20 protein-coding genes are annotated in these 22899 nt (G+C 41.0%); 5 read left to right on the forward strand and 15 right to left on the reverse strand.

All coding sequences use genetic code 11. The annotated features are described in order from the left end of the window. Window positions 1-10: 10 nt before the first annotated feature. The 8 genes from hemN to ASU31_RS01255 form a co-directional block, all read right to left on the reverse strand. Window positions 11-1384, reverse strand: coding sequence for an oxygen-independent coproporphyrinogen III oxidase (gene hemN / locus ASU31_RS01220; RefSeq protein ID WP_425339021.1), 1374 nt, complete (start codon window positions 1382-1384; stop codon window positions 11-13). Further along, complete coding sequence (locus ASU31_RS01225; RefSeq protein ID WP_057930572.1) at window positions 1357-1785, reverse strand: Rossmann-fold NAD(P)-binding domain-containing protein; 429 nt, start codon at window positions 1783-1785, stop codon at window positions 1357-1359. Before ASU31_RS01225 ends, hemN begins: the two co-directional genes overlap by 28 nt. Window positions 1786-2075: 290 nt before the next feature. Next, entirely contained in the window at window positions 2076-3107 is a 1032-nt protein-coding gene (locus ASU31_RS01230; protein ID WP_057930573.1) for a response regulator, read from the reverse strand. Window positions 3108-3131: 24 nt separating this feature from the next. Beyond that, window positions 3132-4322, reverse strand: a complete 1191-nt coding sequence (locus ASU31_RS01235; protein ID WP_057930574.1) for a PAS domain-containing sensor histidine kinase — start codon at window positions 4320-4322, stop codon at window positions 3132-3134. 57 nt (window positions 4323-4379) lie between these two features. Beyond that, a complete protein-coding gene (locus tag ASU31_RS01240) occupies window positions 4380-6161 on the reverse strand; it encodes a hypothetical protein (protein WP_057930575.1) in 1782 nt (593 codons plus the stop codon). Window positions 6162-6468: 307 nt separating this feature from the next. Further along, on the reverse strand, window positions 6469-6924 hold the full coding sequence (locus ASU31_RS01245) for a pyridoxamine 5'-phosphate oxidase family protein (RefSeq protein WP_057930576.1): 456 nt from the start codon (window positions 6922-6924) through the stop codon (window positions 6469-6471). Window positions 6925-6956: 32 nt separating this feature from the next. After that, window positions 6957-7991, reverse strand: a complete 1035-nt coding sequence (gene adhP / locus ASU31_RS01250) for an alcohol dehydrogenase AdhP (protein ID WP_057930577.1) — start codon at window positions 7989-7991, stop codon at window positions 6957-6959. A gap of 54 nt (window positions 7992-8045) precedes the next feature. Continuing rightward, window positions 8046-8921, reverse strand: coding sequence for a universal stress protein (locus ASU31_RS01255; RefSeq protein ID WP_057930578.1), 876 nt, complete (start codon window positions 8919-8921; stop codon window positions 8046-8048). Between the two features lie 223 nt (window positions 8922-9144). Between ASU31_RS01255 and ASU31_RS01260 the strand changes: the two genes are divergently transcribed. Then, window positions 9145-9510: a helix-turn-helix domain-containing protein gene (locus ASU31_RS01260; protein WP_157257895.1), complete on the forward strand. Its 366-nt coding sequence runs from the start codon at window positions 9145-9147 to the stop codon at window positions 9508-9510. Between the two features lie 24 nt (window positions 9511-9534). On the opposite strand, the gene ASU31_RS01265 is transcribed toward ASU31_RS01260, so the two are convergent. From ASU31_RS01265 to ASU31_RS01275, 3 genes are read right to left on the reverse strand one after another with little or no spacing between them, the layout of a single operon-like run. Continuing rightward, complete coding sequence (locus ASU31_RS01265; protein WP_157257896.1) at window positions 9535-10125, reverse strand: YceI family protein; 591 nt, start codon at window positions 10123-10125, stop codon at window positions 9535-9537. 47 nt (window positions 10126-10172) lie between these two features. Then, window positions 10173-11489 (reverse strand): hypothetical protein, encoded by a 1317-nt coding sequence (locus tag ASU31_RS01270; RefSeq protein ID WP_057930581.1) that lies wholly within the window; start codon window positions 11487-11489, stop codon window positions 10173-10175. A gap of 23 nt (window positions 11490-11512) precedes the next feature. After that, window positions 11513-12130, reverse strand: coding sequence for a YceI family protein (locus tag ASU31_RS01275; RefSeq protein ID WP_057930582.1), 618 nt, complete (start codon window positions 12128-12130; stop codon window positions 11513-11515). A gap of 420 nt (window positions 12131-12550) precedes the next feature. Between ASU31_RS01275 and ASU31_RS01280 the strand changes: the two genes are divergently transcribed. The 4 genes from ASU31_RS01280 to ASU31_RS01295 all read left to right on the forward strand — a co-directional run bounded on the left by ASU31_RS01280 (window position 12551) and on the right by ASU31_RS01295 (window position 18000). Then, the gene (locus tag ASU31_RS01280) at window positions 12551-13978 is read left to right on the forward strand and encodes a S41 family peptidase (RefSeq protein WP_083505230.1); all 1428 of its coding nucleotides are present in this window, start codon (window positions 12551-12553) and stop codon (window positions 13976-13978) included. A 371-nt stretch (window positions 13979-14349) separates the two neighbouring features. Beyond that, on the forward strand, window positions 14350-15558 hold the full coding sequence (locus ASU31_RS01285; protein WP_057930584.1) for a GAF domain-containing sensor histidine kinase: 1209 nt from the start codon (window positions 14350-14352) through the stop codon (window positions 15556-15558). A 34-nt stretch (window positions 15559-15592) separates the two neighbouring features. Further along, window positions 15593-16834: a YaiO family outer membrane beta-barrel protein gene (locus tag ASU31_RS01290; RefSeq protein ID WP_057930585.1), complete on the forward strand. Its 1242-nt coding sequence runs from the start codon at window positions 15593-15595 to the stop codon at window positions 16832-16834. Beyond that, window positions 16834-18000 carry a hypothetical protein gene (locus ASU31_RS01295; protein ID WP_057930586.1) on the forward strand — a complete coding sequence of 389 codons (1167 nt, stop codon included), beginning with the start codon at window positions 16834-16836 and terminating at the stop codon, window positions 17998-18000. The genes ASU31_RS01290 and ASU31_RS01295 overlap by 1 nt, the downstream gene beginning before the upstream one ends. On the opposite strand, the gene ASU31_RS01300 is transcribed toward ASU31_RS01295, so the two are convergent. The 4 genes from ASU31_RS01300 to ASU31_RS01315 are packed head-to-tail and all read right to left on the reverse strand — an operon-like array spanning window position 18001 to window position 22869. Next, a complete protein-coding gene (locus ASU31_RS01300) occupies window positions 18001-20022 on the reverse strand; it encodes an LTA synthase family protein (protein WP_157257898.1) in 2022 nt (673 codons plus the stop codon). 2 nt (window positions 20023-20024) lie between these two features. After that, complete coding sequence (locus ASU31_RS01305; RefSeq protein WP_157257899.1) at window positions 20025-21452, reverse strand: glycosyltransferase family 2 protein; 1428 nt, start codon at window positions 21450-21452, stop codon at window positions 20025-20027. Continuing rightward, window positions 21446-22510 (reverse strand): HEAT repeat domain-containing protein, encoded by a 1065-nt coding sequence (locus ASU31_RS01310; protein ID WP_057930588.1) that lies wholly within the window; start codon window positions 22508-22510, stop codon window positions 21446-21448. Before ASU31_RS01310 ends, ASU31_RS01305 begins: the two co-directional genes overlap by 7 nt. Next, complete coding sequence (locus tag ASU31_RS01315) at window positions 22507-22869, reverse strand: response regulator transcription factor (RefSeq protein WP_057930589.1); 363 nt, start codon at window positions 22867-22869, stop codon at window positions 22507-22509. The genes ASU31_RS01310 and ASU31_RS01315 overlap by 4 nt, the downstream gene beginning before the upstream one ends. Window positions 22870-22899 lie beyond the last annotated feature (30 nt).

Raw genomic sequence — 22899 nt, forward strand, 5'->3', positions numbered from 1 at the left:
TAACCTGTACTTAAATTGATGAACTGAACAATTGGGTTTTGGGCTGTTTAAGCCATAGTTTCTCGTCGAAAGCCATGCACACATTCCGTAAAAAAGATCGCCCTTTGGTGGTAATCCTGATTTCTTTTTCGGTTACCCAGATCAGCTTATCACGTAATAAGGGCAACAGCCTGCCATATACTTGTTCTGGAATGCCTTCGTTATACACTGTATTTTCCTTGCACATGAGGTTAAGGATATGTTTTCTCACTTCAAGATCTTCTCCTGTAAGGAAATGGCCTTTTTCTACAGGGAGTATACTTTGTTCAATTTTATTGAGATAATCTTCTACCGTTTTCGGGTTTTGTGCAAAAGCTGTCCAGCTATCGCTAATAGAAGATACGCCAAGGCCGATGAGTAAATGGGTATGTTGATTGGTGTAGCCCATAAAATTGCGGTGCAGCTTCTGTTCAGTCATTGCCTGGAACAAAGAATCGCTGTTCAGTGCAAAATGGTCCATCCCCACATCTTTGTAGCCAGCTCCATCAAGTAACTGCCTCCCAAATTGGTAAAGTGTAAACTTTTCATCACCAGTGGGAAGATCTTTTTCGGTATAATGTCTTTGGCCAGGCTTTAACCAGGGCACGTGGGCGTAACTGTAAAAAGCAATACGGTCTGGCTGCATATCGATTACCGCTCCTATGGTATCTGCTAAGCCCTGAATTGTTTGCCCCGGAAGACCGTAGATCAAATCAAAATTAACAGAGGTGTAACCGATTTCCCTTGCTTTCGCAGTAACTACAGCTACCTGTTGGGACGTTTGAAAACGGTTGATCAGGAACTGCACTTTAGGATCGAAATCCTGGATTCCCAGGCTTAATCTTTTGAAACCAAGACTGTACAGCATAGTTAAGTGTTCACTGGTGGTATTGGCCGGATGTGCCTCAAAAGAAAATTCTGCATCAGGAACCAAAGTTGAATTTTGCAGAATGCCATTGACCAGTAACCCCAGGTTCTCTGCACTGAAAAAAGTTGGTGTTCCGCCGCCAAGGTGCAGTTCTTTTAGTTTGGGTTTTTCCCTCAAAACATCTACATACATTCTCCATTCTGTAAGTAAAGCGTTTATATATGGTACTTCTATACTGTGGTTTTTTGTAATTCGGGTATTGCAGCCGCAATAAGTACACAGGCTTTCGCAAAATGGAAGGTGGATATACAGACTGATCCCTTCATCTTTATGGCTTTCATAGGTAATGGCTACGTTGGCTAACCAACCATTTGCATTGAAATTTTCGTTATCCCAGTAAGGAACAGTCGGATAACTGGTGTACCTTGGTGCGGCAACATTGTATTTTTTAAGTAGTGCAGCAGTTTCCATTATTTCAGCGCTTTTACGGTAGCACATTCGTTTTGACAGCAGCACGCGCTACCTACGCATTTACCAGCAGCCCATTGATCGAGGTTTTTGATCACCTGTTCCATCCGCTGTTTAGCGTCGGCATCGCCGGATGCCAAAGGAACGTTTGCCACTTTGATCCCGGCAGAACCGGCAGCTTTTAAATCAAGGTGGTCTGTTTGGAATGATGAGGTTGCGATGTATTTTATACCCAGGGCTTTTAGTCCCAGAATCATCGCCTTGCTTAGTTCATCGTTGTTAAAAACCAGCAGGGCTTCCTTTCCGGTTGCAAATGAAAGCGTATCAATAGTTAAACTATTGGCAATTATGGTAATGTCGTGTTTTTTATAATTGGCCAGTACCAACCATTCCTTTTCATCGGGTTTGATGTTGTAAGCTATAGCTTTCATATACAGAGTTTATGAATACAAAACTATAGTGGAAGTAAACCGCAACAGGTGAGGATGCTTAGAGAAAAAAATGATTTTTGTTACATTTCTCAGTTTGGCGTTGGGCGTCTGGGGTCGATTAACCGATTGATTAGTCCAGCGTCTGAAGTCTTTAGTCCATAGTCGATTAATCCATGAACAACTTGGCCATCAACTATGAACCATAAAGCTATTGACCAATGGGCAGAGTAAGTTAGGCGTTTGGAGTTGATTAACCGCTTTAAACGATTAATCCCTAAGCAATGAATAATTTACTGTTTAATATTTCTGAGTTTTTCGATCGAGCGGATATTTATGGCATTGCCTGTTTTATCAATCAGTTTCTCACCTTTAAAATCAGCAAGCATTCTGCTTACGGTTTCGCTGGCCGTACCTACCAGCGCAGCAAGGTCATCGCGCGAAATCCGGATGGTACAGCTATCTTCAACACCGTCTCCAAATTTAGCGGCCACTTGTAGCAACGCTTCTGCTACACGTTTTCGTACTGATGAATAGGCCAATTGAAGCATTTGCTTTCCTTTATCACGTACATTTCCAGACAATAAAGCAATAAAAGTTTTGGATACGGCCTGATGGTTGAGCAGGTACTCCATAAAATCGGCTTGGGGGATCTGGATAATGTCCGATTCAATCAAGGTTGCTGCATTATCTGTGTATACTTCGCCATTACACAAACTTTCATATCCAAAAAAATCGCCATCATGATACAAGCTCGACGAAAGTTCCCTGCCATCCTTAAAACGTTTGTACGTTTTTACCTGACCCCTAACTACATAATAAAGATGTGTCGGTTCATCCCCTTCCACATAAATAATCTGTTTGTTTGCAATTGGCCTTGATTTACCTTTTTTACGGAGCTCGTCCATCACCGCTTCGCTATTACCCGATGCTGCATTAAAGCCGGCCGATTGTTGTTTCTTTTTAAACCTGCTTTCTATGGCCTTAAAAAGTTCGATGTCATCAAACGGTTTGGTGAGGTAATCATCTGCACCCATTTCCATACCTTTTCGCATGTCTGCCCGCTCGGTTTTTGCGGTAATGAAAATAAAAGGAATATTTGCTGTTTTCTGGTTTTTGTTCAGCAGGTACAAAACCCCATAACCATCCAGTTCCGGCATCATGATATCACAGAGGATCACATCAGGCAAATGACTCAAAGCCATTTCTACACCTAATTTACCATGTTTCGCGGTAAAAGTTTCATACCCGGCCAGATCCAGTACCTCAGCTGTACTTTCCCTGATGTCGTCATTATCTTCAATAATCAAAACTTTCTTGTTCATGGAGGTTAGGTGTTTAATTGTAAATTATTTACCAAGCGCAAAGCTGAGCGTAAAAACCGTACCTGAATTTTGTTCGCTCTGACAGGCTACAGTGCCATTCATCAAACCTACATATCTTTTTACAATGTTTAGGCCTAAACCTGTGCCAGGAATATCGCCCGTATTGTGTGCCCTGAAAAATGGTTCGAACAGGTTGTGCTGGTCCACTTTTGGAATCCCTATACCGTTATCTTTTACCTCTAAAATAAGTTCATCATCTTTCAAAATGGAATTAAACTGGATTAAAGTGTCTGCGCCGGAGTATTTTATCGAATTGGAAATCAGATTGATCACACAGTTTTTCAACAGGTTAGGATCGAGGTAAACTTCGGCGGTTGTACCTGTGTGTTCGTAAATAATATGCTGGTTCTGTTTGGTCATCATCTGCATTTCTTCAGCTATTTCTTCAGCAAAGCTGATGATATTGAAAGACTGGGCCGATGCTTCTACTTTTCCGGCCTCGAGTTTTTCAAGCGAAAGGAAATCGTTTAGGATTGTAGTAAGGTTATTAATCGAATTTTTGATTTTCAGCGTATGTTTTTCTACGCTGGCCACATCATGCTTGGAGGTATATTTATCAATTAAAGAAGCCGATAATTGTATCGAACTGAGTGGTGTTCTAAATTCATGGGAGGCCATAGAAACAAACCTTGTTTTGAGCTGATTGAGCTCCTTCTCTTTCTGAAAAAGCGCCTGCATATTTTCTTTGGCCATTTCGAGTTCTGATACCAGCTTTACCAGATCGTGTGTACGTTCCTTGATCTTAACCTCTAATTTTTCGGTGTAACTTCTGATCTGCTCCTCATTGGCCTTTTCTTTACTCAGATCGTGGATAAAACCAGTGTAAATTTTACGATCGCTAAATTTTATTTCGCTTACGCCCAGCCGGAAAGGAAAAACCGAGCCATCCTTACGTTTACCAGAAACTTCTCTCCCGGTTCCGATAATGTGTTTCTGTCCGGTATGTTCATATCTGGATAAGTAGCCATCATGCCGCGAATGATCGGGCTCTGGCATCAAAACCGATACATTTTTGCCTACCAGCTCTTCCCTTCCATAACCAAAAAGCTCAAGTGCAGCCGGGTTTAAATGTTCTATGAGCCCCTTATCATCAATGGTAATAATCCCATCAATGGCATTTTCAATAATTGCATCTAAAAATTTCGACCTATCCATGTAACACATCAGTATATCCTTGTAAATATAGAAAAGTTATTCCCGATCTTTTTTCTCTTATTCAACAATCAATCCGTCCAGTTTGTCTTTCGATTTCGCCAGCTGCTCATATAATCCTTTTAATTCTCCAGATGCCTGATCTGCAACCTCGGCAAAAAGTTTTTTATAATAATTAATCCCTTCGGCCAACTGTAATTTGAATCCGTTTAACTGTTTTATTTTTTTATCGCTGAAATTTTGAAGCTGCTGTTTGATATCTTCCTGAAGATAATCGATATAAAGATTGAGCTCTTTGATGAATATATGTGGCCGTTCTACCTGCCTCAACAGGTTAATTTTCCCGTAAATATGACCGACCATTTCATCCAGTGAATACACATCAGAAAAATAGGCCAGGTTTGGCCCCGGGCAAATGGCTACTGCGGTACTTTCTTTTGGTTTAGCCATGTCATATTTCAAATAGGTAGCGGCACATAAGCCTTCGCAAAGGCAAACTTTTTCGGTTACCAGGTTAAACTGTTTTTGGTAATCTTCTACTGACAGGCCGGCAGTTTTGAGGCTTTTGATTTTTAAGTGCTGATATTCGCGGGATGCCGTACAGATGGCTTGCTCAGTAAATTCGGTATTGTTGCAAAGAAATTTCTTGGTACACGGGCTTCCTGGCCTGCCCTTCTCAATTCTTTCGACCCGCTGTTTTTCTATACTGCTGTTTTTAAAATTATTAAACTGAATACCCAGCGGAGAAGCTCCACTTAGATAAAAATCGCTTTCTGTTGAGCTGGCCAATTGCGCCAATGTTTCGGCATCTACATTCGTTACTTCTGGTACCAATAGGAATGGGCTTCCCCAACCTGTGGCATCGAGATTATAATGTTGGAGGAGGAAATCGTGTTCTGCAGCCGTACCAATCCCCCCCTGAACACTGATCCACTGTTTAGGCTGTTTTTCTGTTCGGATTTCCTTTTGCACCAATGCAGATTGGTACATTTTAAAAAGCTCCGCAAGCATATCGTTTTTTTTGAGCTTAAATTCTTCCAAAATCGGCCCCAGTAAATAGCCTTCTGTTGCAAATGCATGGCCACCACAGTTTAAGCCCGACTCTATCCTGAATTCTGAAACCCATAAACCCTTTTTCGCCAAAAATTTAGCCTGGATCAGTGCTGACCTGAAATCGCTTACTTTTAAGATGATTTTCTTTTTCAGCTTGCCATTTTCATCTGGGAAAAAGTCTTCAAAATTTTCCATATAGCTGTATAATTTCGGGTTCATACCAGCAGAGAGTACAACCGAGGCGTTTAGTTTACTTTCGGCAAAACCACGGAGTGCAGCTAATGCATCGGTATTGATATCACCCGAATATTCGCCATCAACATAATTCATTTTATCTACCTTGGCCATAATGTTCACATCAATGGCTCCTACCCGCATCGCATTTTTTAGAAGCGCCTGGAAGGTCTGCTTGGTTTCACCTTCAGGATATTGCAACATCAGGTCATAGCCATGCTTTAATTTAGCAGTATCGGGCAATAGCTCAAAATAACGGCAAATATCATTACCAGTGGCAAAATCCTGTTGTTTTAGGGCTTTAAAATCGCTGGCTATGGTTTCCCACAAAAAGTTGAGGTAGGCCGTGATGCGTTTACTCCGGCTATCGGTTTCACCTTTGGGAATCGCTTCGAAATGAATCTGGCGGTTTTTTGAATGAAAAGCACGCATGCGCTCAATCAGTTCGTCATCAACAATAGAGAGTACGGATGAAATACCGTACCTGGCAACTTTTAATGGGGTATCGATAGAATAGCCCAAGCCCAATACGGGGATATGGAATGAATGTGGCATGGTGTTTCGTTATGTAATCTGAAGTTGCATCATAAAGATAGATTTGTGATCCTGTCCAAAGGACTCCTACGGAGAGCCTGTCGAAGGACCTGTTTAAATACCCTTTAAGGTGTTTCGACAGGCTCAACATGACAGCATCTGAGGTAAATCGCCTTTATGATACACTCTCAATGGTTTCGACAGCAAAACTATTATAGTTGAACTGATCTGGAGATGATGCCAGTCAAAACGAAAAGTGAGGGAGATCACTTTTTAACGATTTATGACATGCCTTCAGAAAGTTTGGGGTATATTTTGCTAAAACCGCTTATTCAACACTATCGTTTATCTCAAATCGACCTGTTTTAAGGTGAAAGATAATTTTGAACACGATAATATCTTCATCATAAGTATCTTTCTTGCCAGTTCCATGCGATGGTTGCTCCGAAGGAGTATTGGTTAAAGGCATCATCTTATGGATAATCCCCTGAAGTACTCTTTGTTTTTCTGTTGCATCGGTAATTTCTTCAAATTTGCCCCAGCAAACCACACTCTTCCAGTTAAAAGTATCACGAATCTGATCGGTCTGAAAGCATACCTGAGGATTACTTTTCATCATCCTGATTTTTTGCCCAGGAGCAGAATGAGCATAAACCGTGCTGCTGCTGTACACATAATTGATGGGCACTATATAACTTACCCCATGTGCATAGCAGGCCAAACGGCCAATATATTGTTCTTTAAGGAGCTTTTCTATGTCCTCTTCTTTTAATATCCCTAACATCTTCTTATTATTAAATATTGATTAATAAACACCTAATCAGCAGAGATATTCAGAACAATCCGTCCCTCAATCTCACCTTTTTTCATTTGATCGAACACATTATTGATGTCTTCGAGTTTTGCCTCTTTAACCTGCGCCCTTACCTTTCCATCTACTGCAAATTCGATGGCTTCCTGCATATCTTTTCTTGTGCCTACAATAGAACCCCTGATTGTTATTCTGTTCAAAACGGTATCGAATATGGGAAGGTCAAAACTGCCCGGAGGTAGTCCGTTTAGTGATAAAGTACCTTTTCTGCGTAATGCCGAAAGCCCTTGACTGAAAGCAACAGGTGTTACTGCAGTAACCAATACGCCATGCATACCACCAGTTTGTTTTTTAAGAAATTCACCAGGGTCATGTTCTAGCGCATTAACAACAATGTCTGCCCCCAGTTTTCTGGCCATTTCCAGTTTATCGTTTGAAATATCAATCGCGGCAACCTGAAAACCCATGGCCTTTGCATACTGAACCCCAAGGTGGCCGAGCCCGCCAATACCTGATATGGCTACCCACTCACCAGCTTTTGCATCAGTTTCTTTTAAACCTTTATATACGGTAACCCCGGCACAGATAATGGGTGCCATTTCTGCAAAATTTATATGCGAAGGGAAATGGGCAACGTATCTCGAATCGGCAATTACATACTCTGCAAAACCTCCATCAACACTATAGCCTCCATTCTGCTGCTCATAGCATAACGTTTCCCAACCTGTTAAACAAAATTCGCAACAGCCACAGGCACTGTACAACCATGGTACACCAACTACATCACCTTCTTTAACACTTTTAACATCGTGACCCATTGCCGCCACCAATCCAATGGCTTCGTGGCCTGGCACCAATGGCATTTTTGATTTTACCGGCCAGTCGCCATTACAGGCATGAAGATCGGTGTGGCATACCCCGCATGAAATTACCTTAACCAAAATCTCGTATTGATTGAGCGGTCTAACCGGAAGTTCTTCTATAGCCAGTGGTCCTCCATATTCATGGATAACTGCGGCTTTCATTGTTTTAGGATACATATATGCTGTTTAACAATAGATTGTAAGAATTGAATTTTATCTGGTGAAGCGCCACTACATCGGAATGTTATGTGATGGCGGTAAAACCAAAAGTGGGATCTGAATATGATCCGACATGTTCAGGGTATAGCTGCCTTTAAGCAACTGATGAAAAAAACCGTGTTTTCGGTGCACCATAGTAAGAATATCGATCTGTCCGTTTTCTACGATCCAATCTAAACCTTCTTTAATCCGTTCGCTGTTTATATGCCTATAGTAGATGTTTCTATAGTTAACCCGATCGGCAACCCGGTTTAAAAAATCTTCGGTGATATGTTTATCAACTTTTGGGTCTGATTTTGCATTTCCGGTATGTGTAATGAGTATATCGGCATTAAAAGGTTTTGCAAATTCGGCAAGTGTACATAAAACATGGACATCACTATGGCTAAAATCTGTGGCAAAAGCAATTTTTTTAGGTTTCTTAAACCGATATCCGGCAGGAATAAGTAAAACAGGTATTTCCTGCTCAATAATTTTTCTGGCAACACTGCCCATAAGCGTTTTGGTTAGCTTATCTGCGCGGTTTAGTCCAGCCACAACGAGGTTCATTTTACACTCAGTAAAATATTTACTAACCTCTTGTTCAACCTCTCCACGAACAGATTTCCCAAACACTTCTGCTTTAAAACCAAACTCATGATGCGCCTTTTTATATTTTTCTTCAACTTTTTCAACCAGTTTGCCTAAGGCCTTTTTAGCATCATCTTCTATCAGCTTATATTCTTCAAGCGGCCATACCAGAGATGCGGCAGCAGGAGAAAACTCAGGAACCTGAAAAACATTTAACAGTTCTACCCTGGCACCAATACCATGGGCCAGATCAGTTGCATAATCGGCTGCGTTCTCTGCAGTTGCAGAGAAATCAACAGGTACCAGAATTTTTTTCATAATGGGTCTTTTTTGATAGGTATAAAGTTTGTAAAAACCTTATGTTAAAAATATGAGCAGCATCAGTTATTAAAATGATTCTCCCGGTGTTACCATTTAAGTGCCCGATCATTATTACGATATGCTAAAGAAATATTTAGACTAATTATCATTACCACAAAAAAAGATTAAATCATTATGCTTTCCGTAATTTCAATGTTTCAAAATTATCCCATTATACAAGATGAGTGTCCATATAGGCTTAATGATCTGGAAGGAAATGAAGCAGAAAGATATCTCTGTTTCAGACATTGCCGCCGCCCTTGAGATCAGCAAAACAAAAACGCAGGAGATGCTGAATACCGCAACGATCGATATTCTTACTTTGGTCCGCGTAAGTGAAATCCTGAACTACAATTTTTTCAGCTACTACGAAAATGGAAAGGTTTTCTCTAAGATAGAGTTACAGGAAAAAAACCGACTAACAGCAGAAGTCGACCGGTTGAAGGCTTTGCTCAATGAAAAGAACAAAGCGCTCGAACTTCAGGAAAGGTTAAATAAGATTCAGCTCAGTACGATTTCACTGTTGGAAAAAGGGCAGTTTAGATAAACACAATACACTAAGACACCTGAATTACCCTGCCCGTTCCATTTTTAAAAAGAAAGCCACAACCAGTTGATCTTTAGCCCGGATGATCCTGCCTATTTTTTGTGGAGGAATCAGATGAAAATCAGAAAAATTAATGGCTTGTTGTCCTATTAGCTCAATAGTGCCTCGTTTAACGTTTATCTGATAACAGATTTCGAATCTTTTTAATACCCCTGATAGGGTGATCTCCACATCACCCTTAACAAAACTATTCTGACTTTCGGAAGGGATTTCCTTTAAGGACAGGAATTTGATCTTTAGGACTGGAAACCTGTTCTCCTGCAGTGTATTTAGTAGCTGTTTAGTCATCATCGCACTGTTACAATCAAAATTTTTCACCTCCAGATTTAAGATTCCTGAAAGCGCAATATGGTCTGTTTTATCCTTCGAAACCAGAACGGTATCGGTTTTCGGATAACGCAGGATTACACAGGAAAAGCGGTTTATATTGGTAGATCCATTAACAGTGAGCATACTGTTTTCGCTCACTACCCATTTCGAGGTACTTTTGTTTTTCCCTGCAGGCCTCAAGCCGGCCAACAGCAAAAAAAGAATAGTTAACAGTAGCTTCATCATGATTTTTAGAGGCCGGAACAAACCGCTCCAGCCAAATGGTTTACTGGCTAAAATCCTACAACAGCCTGGATTACATAACCTTTGAATTTTCCTCCGCTGCGGAAATCTGCAGTCGGAAAATCTTTATATTTCTGGCTCACATACTCACCTTTTAACAATATGTTTTTGGTCATAAACCATCCCGCAGCAAGGGCAATACGATCTATTTTTACGTCACCTGCATAGGTTACAGCAGGTGTAGTTCCGGCAGCTGCCACATTAGGCATTGCAGCGGTAACCACATTGTATTTTGCCCCAACAAAGAAGTTTTCTGTTTTTCCGAACCTATATACACCATCTATCGCCATTTGCTCAGCTCCGCGGCTGCTTGTCTCTGTTTTTGATCTGCCTTTTGCATTTTCATAAGTTGCAAACAGTTCCAGTCCCTGAAATTTTATAAAAGCGTTTAGCTGAAGAGCATTCACTTTTTTAGTGAAGCCAGGGTTAAACCGTCCGGAGAAAGCATTGGTGGTATTTACGGCGCCAACTTTTTCCAGTACCATAAAATAGTTCGAGCCGGTACGGTCGCCGCCATATAAGGTCTGTCCGCCTGAACTGTTATTGCTATAATAAGAGGCAGCAAAACGCACCCTCAAATCGCTGTTCAATTGTTTATCAAAGCCCCCTTTTACATAAACGGCTGGCGATTTGTGCACATTTGCATCCTGGGGAGTTGCGATCAGGCTATCGATATTACCTTTGATCATTCCATTTGAAACACCGATTAAACCAAACAGCGCATTTTTTCTCACCAAAACTTCTCCGCCTATTTCGGTTGTAAAGCCATCCATGATGTAGTTTTCAATAAACGGGTTATAAATCGTTTGCCCGCCATCCGACCTGCGGAAATGCTGATCGCCATAATTGATTTCCATGTGTCCGATTTTGATGGTTGTTACCGACATAATATCTTCCCACAATTTGCCTTTGAACGGCAGCTTATCAAACTGGATATATCCACCCTTTACCCAGGTTTCGTTGTGGTGGCGGGAAGAAAGATAGCTCGTAAGATTCAGCCTGATCCCATCTGAGAGTTGTACATCCATGAACAGATTGGCATTGGCAGTATTAAAACCCGGGGTTATTTTATATAGTCCGCCCGATGTGTTTTCATGTTTCAGCCCCTGAAAAGACTGGGTAAATCCAGCACCAAAACGGACTTTTATTTTATCAAACACGGCATTGCTATCTTTTGGTGCTTCAAAAACATTAATACCTGATTTATCGTAAGGTCTCAGATTGGACACCTGTGCCTGTAACCCAAAACTATACGAACTTATAATTGCTACTACGAGGGTCGAAACTAGTGTAAATTTATTTTTCATGATTTTATCTTAGTGATGAACTGTTATTTTGCTACTGATGTTTTAACATAGTCGAACTCGAACTGGACAACGAGGTTATTCCCCACTTTCATCGCGCCAAGCATAAAACTTGGTGGTTCAATACCATAGTCGGTCAGCATTAATTTTTCACTGCCATGACAACTGATGGAACCATCTGCATTTACCAAAGCCATTACCTTCATTGAAAGACTTTGTGTTTTCCCGGCAATGGTCAGGATTCCGGTGGTCTGAATCGAATACCTTTTTGCCTGTACCATAGTAACTGTTGCAAAAGTGAGCTGATAGCTTATCTTAGGAAACTCAGTTGCGTTAAGTGTTTTATAGGTTCGGCCATCCATAGCAGATTTACCGCTTTTGAGGCTCTTTGCCGCCAGGGTAAATTTTAGGGCTGTTACATCTGTCATTTCACCACGGGCATTGAAGTTAAATGTACCTGTGCTTTCGAACTGTTTGGATGTCATCGACCAATCGTGGACATTGGATGTGCCCGTTACCTTAACTGAATTGCTGGCTGTTTGCGAAAGCTGATATGTTGTTTGCGCCACTGTTACCAGCGGTGAGAGCATAAACAATATGGTAATAGGTCTGATTTTTTTCTGGAATATGTTAAATGTTTTCATAGCAGGGTTATTGGATTAAACTGTTGCTCAAACCTACCCTGTTCTGCGTCAAATTTTATGAGGCGCACCAGATTGAAAACTGATAGTCATCACTTTTCAACCACATCAACATCCTGAAAACCAATAATATAATTTCTAAAAATGGCTTTTAGGCTAAAGTTCAGCTGATTTCACTCCAAACTGTAGCCTCAACTATTTGCCATCCAGTATCAAAGGCATTGTAAAAGTTGACCAAAATACATCCAATCAGGTAGGGTCCGGACCTTTTAATTTTTACATCTGATGAGGTCTTGCTTTGTATTATACCTGCGCTGCCATTCATAAATTTTAATGCAATTTTGATTATGCAATTAAACCAGGGGCCATGCGATCAAAAAACCTGTTAACTTTAATATATTAGTGTTCAATCAAATTACTGTAATGAAAAGACTAAGTCTCCTCCTTATTACCACTACTTTTCCCTTTTTACTCATGGCACAACAGCTACCCTGTAACTGCCTGCAGAATTTAAATGAAGCAATTGCTAAAACTGAGCTCAACTATGCCGGATTTCCGCAAAAAGTATATGCTAAGACAAAACCTACCTATGAAAACCTGGTAAACAGTCTCCGCGAAAAGGCAGAAAATGAAAACAATCCTAAAAACTGCTATTATCTTATTAAAGATTATGTTAGATTTTTTGCAGACAAACATTTTTCATTAACATACCTCAATAAGGATGATTACGAAAAAGAAACCGTAGCTGTAGATGAATCTTATTTTAAAACACTGAAACCGGGTATTGGGGCTGAAGGCATATGGATAAACGCGGACAGTTCAATTACCCTGGGGATAAAAAAATTTCCGGGCAATGAATACAAGGCTATTGTACTTAGTGCAAAGGATAGTATGCTCCACAGGGGACTTGTTTATTTTACGCTAAAACCGCATCAAAAAGGCTATCTGCTAAATCAATACAATGTATTTAACAGTATAGATTTTTATGCCCAGCAAAGGGGCGGCCTGTTGCAGCTGTGGAATTTTTCACTTTTTGGAAGGATTTTCCCAAATGAAATGACTGCAAAAGAAAAAAAGGAGTTAGGTACATGGAAAAACAGCAACAATGGCCTCGATTATTCTCGTTTGGACGGGAAAACCAGTTATATCAAAATCCCGACCTTCTTTAATAACGACAGTAAGATCGAGAAATTAGTTGCAGCCCATGATAAAGCCATCAGGAATAGTAAGTACCTGATCATAGATCTGCGTGGGAACGGAGGGGGCAATTCCGGTTGGAGCTTTCTCTTACCCTACGTAATGACCAACCCGATCAAACAGGATAGCCCACTACTTCGCATTTCCCAGGACAATGTCCGGCTCAAAAGATCAGAGCTTGAGTATTTCGTCAAAAATCCAGTACCCATAGATCTTAAAAAATACTATCCTGATCAATACGTAGCTAACCTCAAAAAAATCTACGAAGAACTCTCATCTGCCAATGACACCTTTTATCAGATCCCTGGATTAACGATCCCCCTTGATTCTGTTCTTGGCAGCCCTGCTAAAGTTGCACTAATTACCGATGAACTTTGCGGTAGCTCTACAGAATACTTTTTCCATTTAATGAAACAAAGCAAAAAGACAACACGGTACGGTAGCAATAGTGTAGGCATGATGGATTACGAAGGCCCAACATCACCAACACCGCTTCCGTGCAAAATGCTGATACTCATGATGCCGGTTTCAAAATCGAGCTGGACTGATAAGAAGCCTATTGATGCAACCGGGTTCAGCCCTGATGTTAAGCTAAACATACCAGGCGATCAGTGGGTTGAATACATTATCAAAGACCTCAAAAGGAAAAACTGAATTAAGATGAGTTAGCCCTTTTTCACAATTTTCTTTAGGGAGGTTTTAAGCTTTATGCGAATTCCCCACTAGTAACCCTTCTTTCCTGAAGTCATTTTTTCTGAGGGGCATGGTACAGAATAACTACCACTCCATAAATTGGATTAAGCCCAAACCAATAAAAGGCATAAATTGGCTCCAGGATTTGCGGTCCATAAGATATCCCTGTTCAAGATTCTACCATTACTGCCAACAAGAATATAATTAAGAAACATATAGGTTGTGTTCCTGAATTTTTGCCGTCAAAACCGTATATTCGGCATGTTTTTGATAGGACAATAGTACGCCTATATATAAGCAAATGGTCATTTCCACATTAGAAACATAAACCCATGTCTGAAATAAATTATCCTGTACCATATAATGAATCCGAAAGGCTTTTAAGGTTGTCCGATCTCGATATTGATTACGGAAGCCTGTCTGAAAGTTTTAAAGACCTCACCCATCTGGCCGCGAAAGTAGCCGGTACAGAAATCTCATTGGTTAACCTCATCGACGCCTATACCCAGTGGACGATAGGTAGACATGGCCTTGATTTACAGCAGATGCCCCGGGAAGAGTCTGTATGCCAATACACGATTACACAAAACGATCAGTTCGAGGTACTGGATCTTTCGGCAGATGACCGCTTTAATAAAAATTTCTATGTCGGTGCCCCGCTGTCCCTTCGTTATTATTTTGGCGTACCACTAAAGGATAACGACGGATTAAACATCGGTGCCCTTTGTGTATTGGATACCGGATTGAAAACATTAGGCCCGGAGAAAATCGAGCTATTGAAGATCATTGCTGCAGAGATCATGAACAGGATCAGAACCTATCAGACCATGGAGTTGATGCATAATAATTTAAAAGATCTTAAAGAATCAACCAAAAAAGTTGCTCATGATATTCGCGGACCAATTGCAGGGATAATAGGTCTGTCTGAAATTATTACTGAGCAAGGGAAAAGTGCCAATTTGGATCAGGTAATTGAGTTTATCAAACTCATTCATAGTGGAAGTAAATCACTTTTAGATCTTGCAGACGAAATACTTTCTGATAATGATGAAGTGAAAGGTCCAGGTGTTAATGAATTTGACCTCAGCAGTTTCCGCACCAAGCTTCAGGAGCTTTACGAACCGCAGGCAACCTGCAAAAACATCAATCTGAATATCAATATTAACCCAGACAAAAAAAACATTGTCTTTTCGAAAAACAAGCTGCTGCAGATTAATGGTAACCTGATTTCCAATGCAGTAAAATTTACCCCCAGCGGGGGGACAATAACCGTAGACCTTGACGTGGTGGTTAAGCCGGAAACAAATATTTTACGTATCGTGGTTGCCGACAGTGGCGTCGGAATTATGGAAGACGAAATTGTACAAATCTTAACAGGAGGTATTGGCACAAAACAAGGCACCGGAGGTGAAAAAGGTTACGGATTTGGCTTATCGCTGGTAAAACACCTAATTGACAAACTAAATGGTGAAATGCTCATCACCTCTGAAAAAGGACAGGGAACAGTCTTCCGCATTGAACTCCCTCAACGCCATTCATAATTTTCTGTCTGCTAAAAATCTAGTTTTTGCTATCATGAAGCCCAAATTTTATTTATTGCTATTATCAGCCCTGGTATTCTCCAAATTCTCGCAAGCGCAGGAAGGCAGTGCAGACGAGCTGTTTACCCAGGCAAGAACTGCAGCCTTCGAATCAAAAGACTATCCTAAGGCCATTGCACTTAGTAAAAAGGCTTTGGCTAAAAGTCCGGACTATGCAGATATTAGGATTTTTTTAGGCAGGGTTTATACCTGGAGCAAGCAACCTGATAGTGCCAGGCAAGCTTTCGCACTGGTTTTAGCGAAACAGCCGGATAACAAAGATGCACATCTGGCTAATTCTACCCTCGAATTTTGGGAAGACAATAATGAAAAGGCCCTGCTCGAGGTAAATAAAGGCCTTACTTTCCATCCTACAGACGATGATCTCCTGCTGTTAAAAGCTAAAATACTTAACAGCTTAAAAAAATGGACCGAAGCAAACGCAGCTATTGAAGGGGTGCTAAAAAGATCGCCCAACCTCACCGAAGCACGCACACTTGCCGCAAGAGTAAGGGAAAATTCTTCCAAAAACAAGATAGGACTCAATTACGACTTTGTTTACTTCGATAAACAATTCGATGATCCATGGCACATTGTGAGTATAGACTATAGCAGGCAAACCAAATTGGGCTCGGTTACCGGAAGGGTAAACTATGCAAACCGTTTTAACCGCAACGGCCTTCAGTTCGAGATAGATGCATATCCGCGTATATCAAACACTTTCCAGGCCTATATCAGTGGCGGGTACTCTAACGATGTAGGCGTGTTTCCTCACTACCGTGCAGGCTTTTCATTGTATGCAAACCTACCGGCAAGTTTTGAAGCAGAAGCTGGATTTCGCTATTTAACCTTTGGCGAATCAACCTGGAGCTATACCGCATCAGTAGGGAAATACTACAAAAGCTTTTGGTTTAATTTCAGGACTTTTTTAACCCCTTCCAACGATCAGATCTCTCAATCTTTTGCCTTAACCACCCGATACTATTTCGGTGGTGCCGATGATTATTTTAGCCTTCGCCTGGGCACTGGTTTATCACCAGATGACCCCCAGAATAATGTTTTAATTGGAAACACGGCTTACAAGCTTCGATCAAATAACATTACGCTCGGTTACCGGAAAGCGTTTAAATCGCTTAATATCCTCATTGTTAACTTCGGGCTGGAGAACCAGGAATACAGGCCTGACACTAAAGGCAATCAATTTGATCTTGGGATTGGCTACATCAGACGTTTCTAATGACAAGGAAGGTAAAGAAACTATGGATTGTACTGGCTGCTGCTGCCGGCATTCCATTAACGATGTGGCTCTGCTGGTATTTAAGCCCAAAAACCAAAATGGTTGCTGCCATAATCGATAAAACAGTTCTTACATCCGCCGGCCAGGAACACATCTCCTTCTTATGGATATTAAATCATGAGAAACTAACGAAAACAGCAAGTAAGTTTTATAAAATTGATCACGATTATTTTGGCTTCTTCCCTTCGGAGGGGGAAAAATTTCGCCTGAAGGGATTGGAGCGGTTTAACAATGATCAGCTACAGCAATTAAGTGAGGATATTAACCTGGTTTATTTTACTGATACCTACGGCATTTATCGAAACGAATGGTATACCCAAAAGAATAACAACGAACGCTCCGGAATGGTTTATGGTGGGATGAGTAGCCAGGATATTGAGTTATTAAAGCAGATGAAGCAGAAAAAGAAGCTCATTATCACAGAATTTAATAGCATAGGAAGCCCCACAAGCCAAGAAACCAGAAAGCATTTTGAGGATATGTTCGCGATGCATTGGACCGGCTGGACAGGCCGCTTTTTTGAAAGCCTAGATACGACAAGAAATAAGGAACTGCCGCGATGGCTCATTAATAATTATAAACGGGCAAATAACAACAACTGGCCTTTTAAAAAGTCGGGCATTGCTTTGGTTAGCAATCAGGACAGGGTCATCATCCTGGAGGATGGCCGCGACTTAAAAAACCCAATGCCACATATTATCAGTGGTGAATACGGACAAAAAGTACTGGGCTTGCCTGAAAAGATTAAGTATGCATTCTGGTTTGACGTCATTCAGCCGAACAGGGCGATTAATACCCAGGTTGCCAGCTTTCAGATGGATGTTAACCAAAATGGGCAGGCGCTTTTGAAAGCAAATGGACTAAGTGCTGTTTTTCCTGCCGTGTTGATGCACAAGGAAACCGATTATCGCTTCTATTACTTCTCCGGAGATTTCTGCGACAACCCAGTAAGCCTATCTTCCTCTTATTTCAAAGGGATTGGTGCATTCAAATGGTTATTCTATGACACCAGTAACCCGATGGAACGATCGAGCTTCTTTTGGAATTTCTATCGCCCGATGATGACCAACATCCTTGATCAGGAACGGGAGTACAATAAAAAATAGCTATTTCTTCGTCGGCCGATATTTTAAAATTACCGACGGTGGCAGCACCCTGGCCTTTGAACCCAAACCTGCATTTTTCCGCTTAAAACTTTCGAAGGCATTTTTTATGCGTTCGTAACTCACCTCATCTCTTACTAACTCCTCTTGCATATTGTCGCCTATTTGATAAAGTGATGTGCCGTTGAGGTGATAGGAGCCCTGGATAAAATCGACCATCTCGGTTTTGGTCTGTATCAGTGGGTAACTGTGCACATTCCTGAATGAGCGGGCAGTATCAAGTCCCGATCCGAGCCAGCTTACAGCGCCGGGTAAGTCTATACCATAGCCTGACTGAAGATACGCGAGCAAACTTGGCGTTATATCAAAATGTGTAGATATGGATGCGAACTGGGCACTACGCTTTAACAGGGGCGAATAAATAATTAAAGGTACATGATAGCGATCGATCTTGTTACTCATGGGGATCTCTGGCATCCGGTGATCTCCGGTAATTACAAAAATGGTGTTGGTGTAGTCTTCTCTTTTCTTATAATTGTTAAAAAAGCTCTTCAAAGCATCGTCGGCATATAAAATGGTGCCATACTGGTTTTTGTAATTGCGATAATTATCTTTCTTAGCTTCGTCGAATCCCAAGTCCGTCATCCTTTGTTCAAACCTGGAATTGTATTTTTCCTGTTCATTAATCAGGAAAGGATTGTGCGTGGTGACCGTTAAAATTACGTTCAGTTCTGCAGGTTTGGCAGCTTTTGAAGGCCTGTTTGCCAGATAATATCTATATAGCTCCTGATCTCCATATCCCCATGAAAATCCGTTTTCTGCCGGCAGCTTAGCGTAGCCTGCCGAAAAGGACTTGAGGTCTCTGATTTCATCAACGCTGTTCTTTTGAAGAAACAGGTTCATATTATCAAAGCCTGCGTCTCCTCCATAATAGAATGATGTTTTATAGCCATTAAATTTCAACAAACTGAACAAAGAAAGATGATCTGGCATTTGCCGTCCCTGCTCAAGAAAACCATTTTTACCGAAAGGCAAAGATCCCATTAAAGACGGGAGAACTGCAAACGTGCGACCACCAGCACTTAAAAAGTTTTTCCAGTAAAGGCCTTTATTGGCTAATGAATCGATAAATGGAGTGAAATTTCCCAGATAGGCACCTTCATTGGTAAACGCCCGGCCCAAGCCTTCAACGATGATGATTACCAGATTTGGTTTACCGTTGGCTTTATTGAAAAATGGTGTCAGAACATCACGATCATTCGCTTTCCTATAAAATGGGTATTCCGAGCCACCCAGGTAGCTGAAAATTGCGGGCGCAATACTACCGTCGCCATAATCTCCAATGTAGGCATCAGCATAAATATCCACATCCTCATCCCCGGGATAAAAATGAATATAAGAACTGCTAAAAAAGTAATCGGCCTTGTTCAGCGCGAGGTTATTGACAAAAAGGTTTTCAAAGTTTTTTTTAAAAAGATGCTCCTCGCCACTGGTCATTAGATAAAAAACAGACAGTATAGGCAAAGACCAGGCCAGCCATAACGGAACCTTGATATGGTTTGGCAATCGCTTAAGTGCAACTACCAAAAGTACAATTACGAATAAAAAACTTAAAATTAAAGGCAGGCTTACCGCACCGGATGCGCCAACAGTTTGCTTGATATCCGCAAAAGAGTAACCATAAAAATCTGCTCCTAAAGGCACCAGGGCGGTAGCGAAATACTGGCAGAGCACCAGTTGAATGAAGATGGTAATGGCAACAAATACTTTAAAACTAACTTTAGCCAGTTTAGGATGTACAAAAAACAGCGGAACAAATAGAATAAATTCAAAAATCAGCCATTTTAGCCAAAAGCTAAGATCTGCCAGCCATGACCACAGCATAAAACTAAATAGCTTAGCCGGGAATTGATGAATTAATCCATTAACCACAACTTCTACAACTCTGATTACAATTAAAGCAATAAGCCAAACGAGGGCGATTTGCAGAAAAACTATGGTTGCTGATTTAAAACGGCTGATCATTATTAAACTTTTTCTTTTGTAAATCCCTTCCTGGTCATTTCACCCCAGGAATTCTTTTTCCTCAACAGATCGATATTGCCTTTGATAGCCGACCATACCACAAACGGATGGAAGATTAATGGCTCCAGAAATGCAGTAAGAATTAAAAGCAGAAGATTTCTGTTCGTTTTGTATTGGTTATAAGTGAGCACCTCCATCAATATTGCAAAAACTGAGTATAAAAATCCGAAGCTGAATATAAAAAGCAATAAGCCCAGAAAGAAAGACCACTGGACCAATCCGAAGCAGGCAAAGACAATAAAGGCGATAAATCCGAAAAATTCAACTAAAGGGGCTAAAAATTCAAAGAAAAACCAATATGGATAGCTAATCATACCTAAAAGGCCGTATTTGGGATTAAAGAACATGACTTTATGTATCTGCAGGGTCTCTATTGTACCCCGGGTCCAGCGATTTCGCTGTCGGCCCAGTATTTTAAAGGTCGATGGCGCTTCCGTCCAGCAAAGCGGGTCGGGAATAAAGCTCACTTTGTGCGCAATCCCATTTTCTTGCATATATCGTCTCATTCTTACTACCAACTCCATATCCTCGCCTACTGTTTTGTGATTATATCCTCCGCACTTGATCACGATCTCCTTATCGAATGCGCCAAAAGCACCTGATATAAGCAGCAAACCATTTAAGCGGCTCCACGCCATCCGACCTAGTAAAAAGGCCCGAATATATTCCAGCGTTTGAACACGTGGCAGGAACTGCCTGGGAAGCTTAACTTTGAGCAAGCGCCCGTTTTCCACAATACAGCTGTTGGCAATACGAATTACTCCTCCCGTAGCAATCACCCGCTCTTTTGTGTTTTCCAAAAATGGCTTGGCCAGTTTCAGAATAGCGTCCTGCTCTAAAATACAATCAACATCGATGCAAACAATATAATCGTTGCTTGAAACATTTATACCAACGTTTAAGGCGTCTGCCTTTCCGCCATTTTGCTTATCAACAACGATTAACTTTCTGTAAACTACTTTTCTGCTTCTGTAAACACCTCTTACTTCCTTGGTTTCAATCTGGCCGTTAATAAAAAAGTCAGCCTTATAAAGATCATAAACTTCAATCAGCTTTGATAACGAATCATCTTTACTCCCATCGTTAATAATAATTACTTCAAGATTGGTGTAATTAATAGACAACAAAGACCGCACATTCTCGATAATATTTGCGCCCTCATTATAGGCTGGTGCTAATATACTGATACTTGGGGCCTGCCTGGAACCTGCCAGCACGCCATAATCTGTAAAACTATTTTTACGCAGATAGTTGCGGATCTCTCCCATCGAAAACACCGCAATAAATATGTAGCATGACAGAAGCACCAATGAATAGGTTAATAACCCATAAGTAAAAAAATCTGTTAAAAACGATTGCCAGCTCACCATTTAATCTCGCTTTTTAGTTGTGGAATCATGTCGCTTAAGGGGTAAGTTTTCGATCTGGGATCGTTAATCAGGCATTCCAGGCCAGTAGCACTACCGTTGACAAGTGCCCGTGCAACCGCAAATTTCATTTCGTGCTGCTCGGCTTCCAGGTAACCTAGCAGTATTGAAACATTTTGCACATCCCCAATCACTGCAATCGCATTCATGATAGCGATCTGATTTTTGTAGGTTTCTGCCTCGAACCTGCTCAGCAGTTTTTCTGATGTATTTTCTGTATATATTTCGGTTAATGTTGAAATCGCCTGCCTCCGCACACTGGCATCATCATGATCCAGGCAACTTACAATGTGCTCATAAAGCTCATATCGATGATAATTCCGGACCAATTTAAGGGCAAATATAACAACACTCGGATTGCCGGAGTTTAGCCATTTGTCGATCCCCGTTAACTCGGCTTGTGGCACTGTAGACAATTCTTTTAAAAGCCTGATCTGCTGCCACTCTGTGATCTGATACGAGATGATATCAAGAAAACGAAGTCCTTCGAACCCAAAAAGATTCAGTACAGCAATCTGTGCCTCAATACGAACCAGGTCATTTTTATTATTGGTATAACGGTATATTCTGGTAAGATGTTCTTTAAGGCCCATCGTTCCAATTTGCTGAATAGCATAAGCCCGCACATGCCATTTTCTGCTTTCCAGTAATCGCAGTGCTTTTTTATCCAAGCCAAGCTGAATGTATAAATGACGCAGGTTTTCACCATACCGTCCAGACATGTTACGCTTTGCCGCAATAATTTTTTTCACAAATTGCTTACAGAATCTCTTGTTCTTTAGGTTGGCTTTTAACCGTCGGGTTACTGGAATTAAAGCCAGTTGCGTGGTATTGTTCTCATGAAAGAATATAGCTTTACGAAGTAACAGATCTATCATCATGTCCCACTTAACATATTCCCTTCTCCAGATTTTCCTGACAAATAAATAAAAAGAAAGAAATGTGATCAGGCAGATTGCCAGCGCGAAGAAAAATGACAGCAGTACTTCAAAAAAAATCATCTCTGATTAACTACTGCAAACCGCTTTATCCGCACAGAAAGTTCGTTAGGACTAAAGGGCTTCGTTAAGTAATCGTCTGCACCTAAACGAAAAGCTTCAAGTACGATATCCTCCTGTCCCATTCCAGAAAGGATGATGATGGGTGTTTGGCTATTTTCTTTTACCGCAGCTACGATTTCCAGGCCCGAAAGGTAAGGCATCATCACATCGGAAATAATCAGGTCAGGTTGGTATTCCTCTATTTTCTGCAACGCGTCTCGCCCGTCACGCGCCAGGATCACCTCATGGCCGTCTTTTTTTAAACGGAATTCGACTGTTCTGAGCATTAACTCATCGTCTTCAGCAATTAATACCCTCATATTTAAAGTTATTGGATGTCTCTTGCAAAG

It is taken from the genome of Pedobacter ginsenosidimutans (assembly GCF_001442625.1).
Classification (GTDB): domain Bacteria; phylum Bacteroidota; class Bacteroidia; order Sphingobacteriales; family Sphingobacteriaceae; genus Pedobacter; species Pedobacter ginsenosidimutans.

Coding starts and splice junctions, on each gene's coding strand:
- hemN (WP_425339021.1), bottom strand. CDS start 1,384: ATGTGCTACCGTAAAAGCGCTGAAATAATGGAAACTGCTGCACTACTT.
- ASU31_RS01225 (WP_057930572.1), bottom strand. CDS start 1,785: ATGAAAGCTATAGCTTACAACATCAAACCCGATGAAAAGGAATGGTTG.
- ASU31_RS01230 (WP_057930573.1), bottom strand. CDS start 3,107: ATGAACAAGAAAGTTTTGATTATTGAAGATAATGACGACATCAGGGAA.
- ASU31_RS01235 (WP_057930574.1), bottom strand. CDS start 4,322: ATGGATAGGTCGAAATTTTTAGATGCAATTATTGAAAATGCCATTGAT.
- ASU31_RS01240 (WP_057930575.1), bottom strand. CDS start 6,161: ATGCCACATTCATTCCATATCCCCGTATTGGGCTTGGGCTATTCTATC.
- ASU31_RS01245 (WP_057930576.1), bottom strand. CDS start 6,924: ATGTTAGGGATATTAAAAGAAGAGGACATAGAAAAGCTCCTTAAAGAA.
- adhP (WP_057930577.1), bottom strand. CDS start 7,991: ATGTATCCTAAAACAATGAAAGCCGCAGTTATCCATGAATATGGAGGA.
- ASU31_RS01255 (WP_057930578.1), bottom strand. CDS start 8,921: ATGAAAAAAATTCTGGTACCTGTTGATTTCTCTGCAACTGCAGAGAAC.
- ASU31_RS01260 (WP_157257895.1), top strand. CDS start 9,145: ATGAGTGTCCATATAGGCTTAATGATCTGGAAGGAAATGAAGCAGAAA.
- ASU31_RS01265 (WP_157257896.1), bottom strand. CDS start 10,125: ATGATGAAGCTACTGTTAACTATTCTTTTTTTGCTGTTGGCCGGCTTG.
- ASU31_RS01270 (WP_057930581.1), bottom strand. CDS start 11,489: ATGAAAAATAAATTTACACTAGTTTCGACCCTCGTAGTAGCAATTATA.
- ASU31_RS01275 (WP_057930582.1), bottom strand. CDS start 12,130: ATGAAAACATTTAACATATTCCAGAAAAAAATCAGACCTATTACCATA.
- ASU31_RS01280 (WP_083505230.1), top strand. CDS start 12,551: ATGAAAAGACTAAGTCTCCTCCTTATTACCACTACTTTTCCCTTTTTA.
- ASU31_RS01285 (WP_057930584.1), top strand. CDS start 14,350: ATGTCTGAAATAAATTATCCTGTACCATATAATGAATCCGAAAGGCTT.
- ASU31_RS01290 (WP_057930585.1), top strand. CDS start 15,593: ATGAAGCCCAAATTTTATTTATTGCTATTATCAGCCCTGGTATTCTCC.
- ASU31_RS01295 (WP_057930586.1), top strand. CDS start 16,834: ATGACAAGGAAGGTAAAGAAACTATGGATTGTACTGGCTGCTGCTGCC.
- ASU31_RS01300 (WP_157257898.1), bottom strand. CDS start 20,022: ATGATCAGCCGTTTTAAATCAGCAACCATAGTTTTTCTGCAAATCGCC.
- ASU31_RS01305 (WP_157257899.1), bottom strand. CDS start 21,452: ATGGTGAGCTGGCAATCGTTTTTAACAGATTTTTTTACTTATGGGTTA.
- ASU31_RS01310 (WP_057930588.1), bottom strand. CDS start 22,510: ATGATTTTTTTTGAAGTACTGCTGTCATTTTTCTTCGCGCTGGCAATC.
- ASU31_RS01315 (WP_057930589.1), bottom strand. CDS start 22,869: ATGAGGGTATTAATTGCTGAAGACGATGAGTTAATGCTCAGAACAGTC.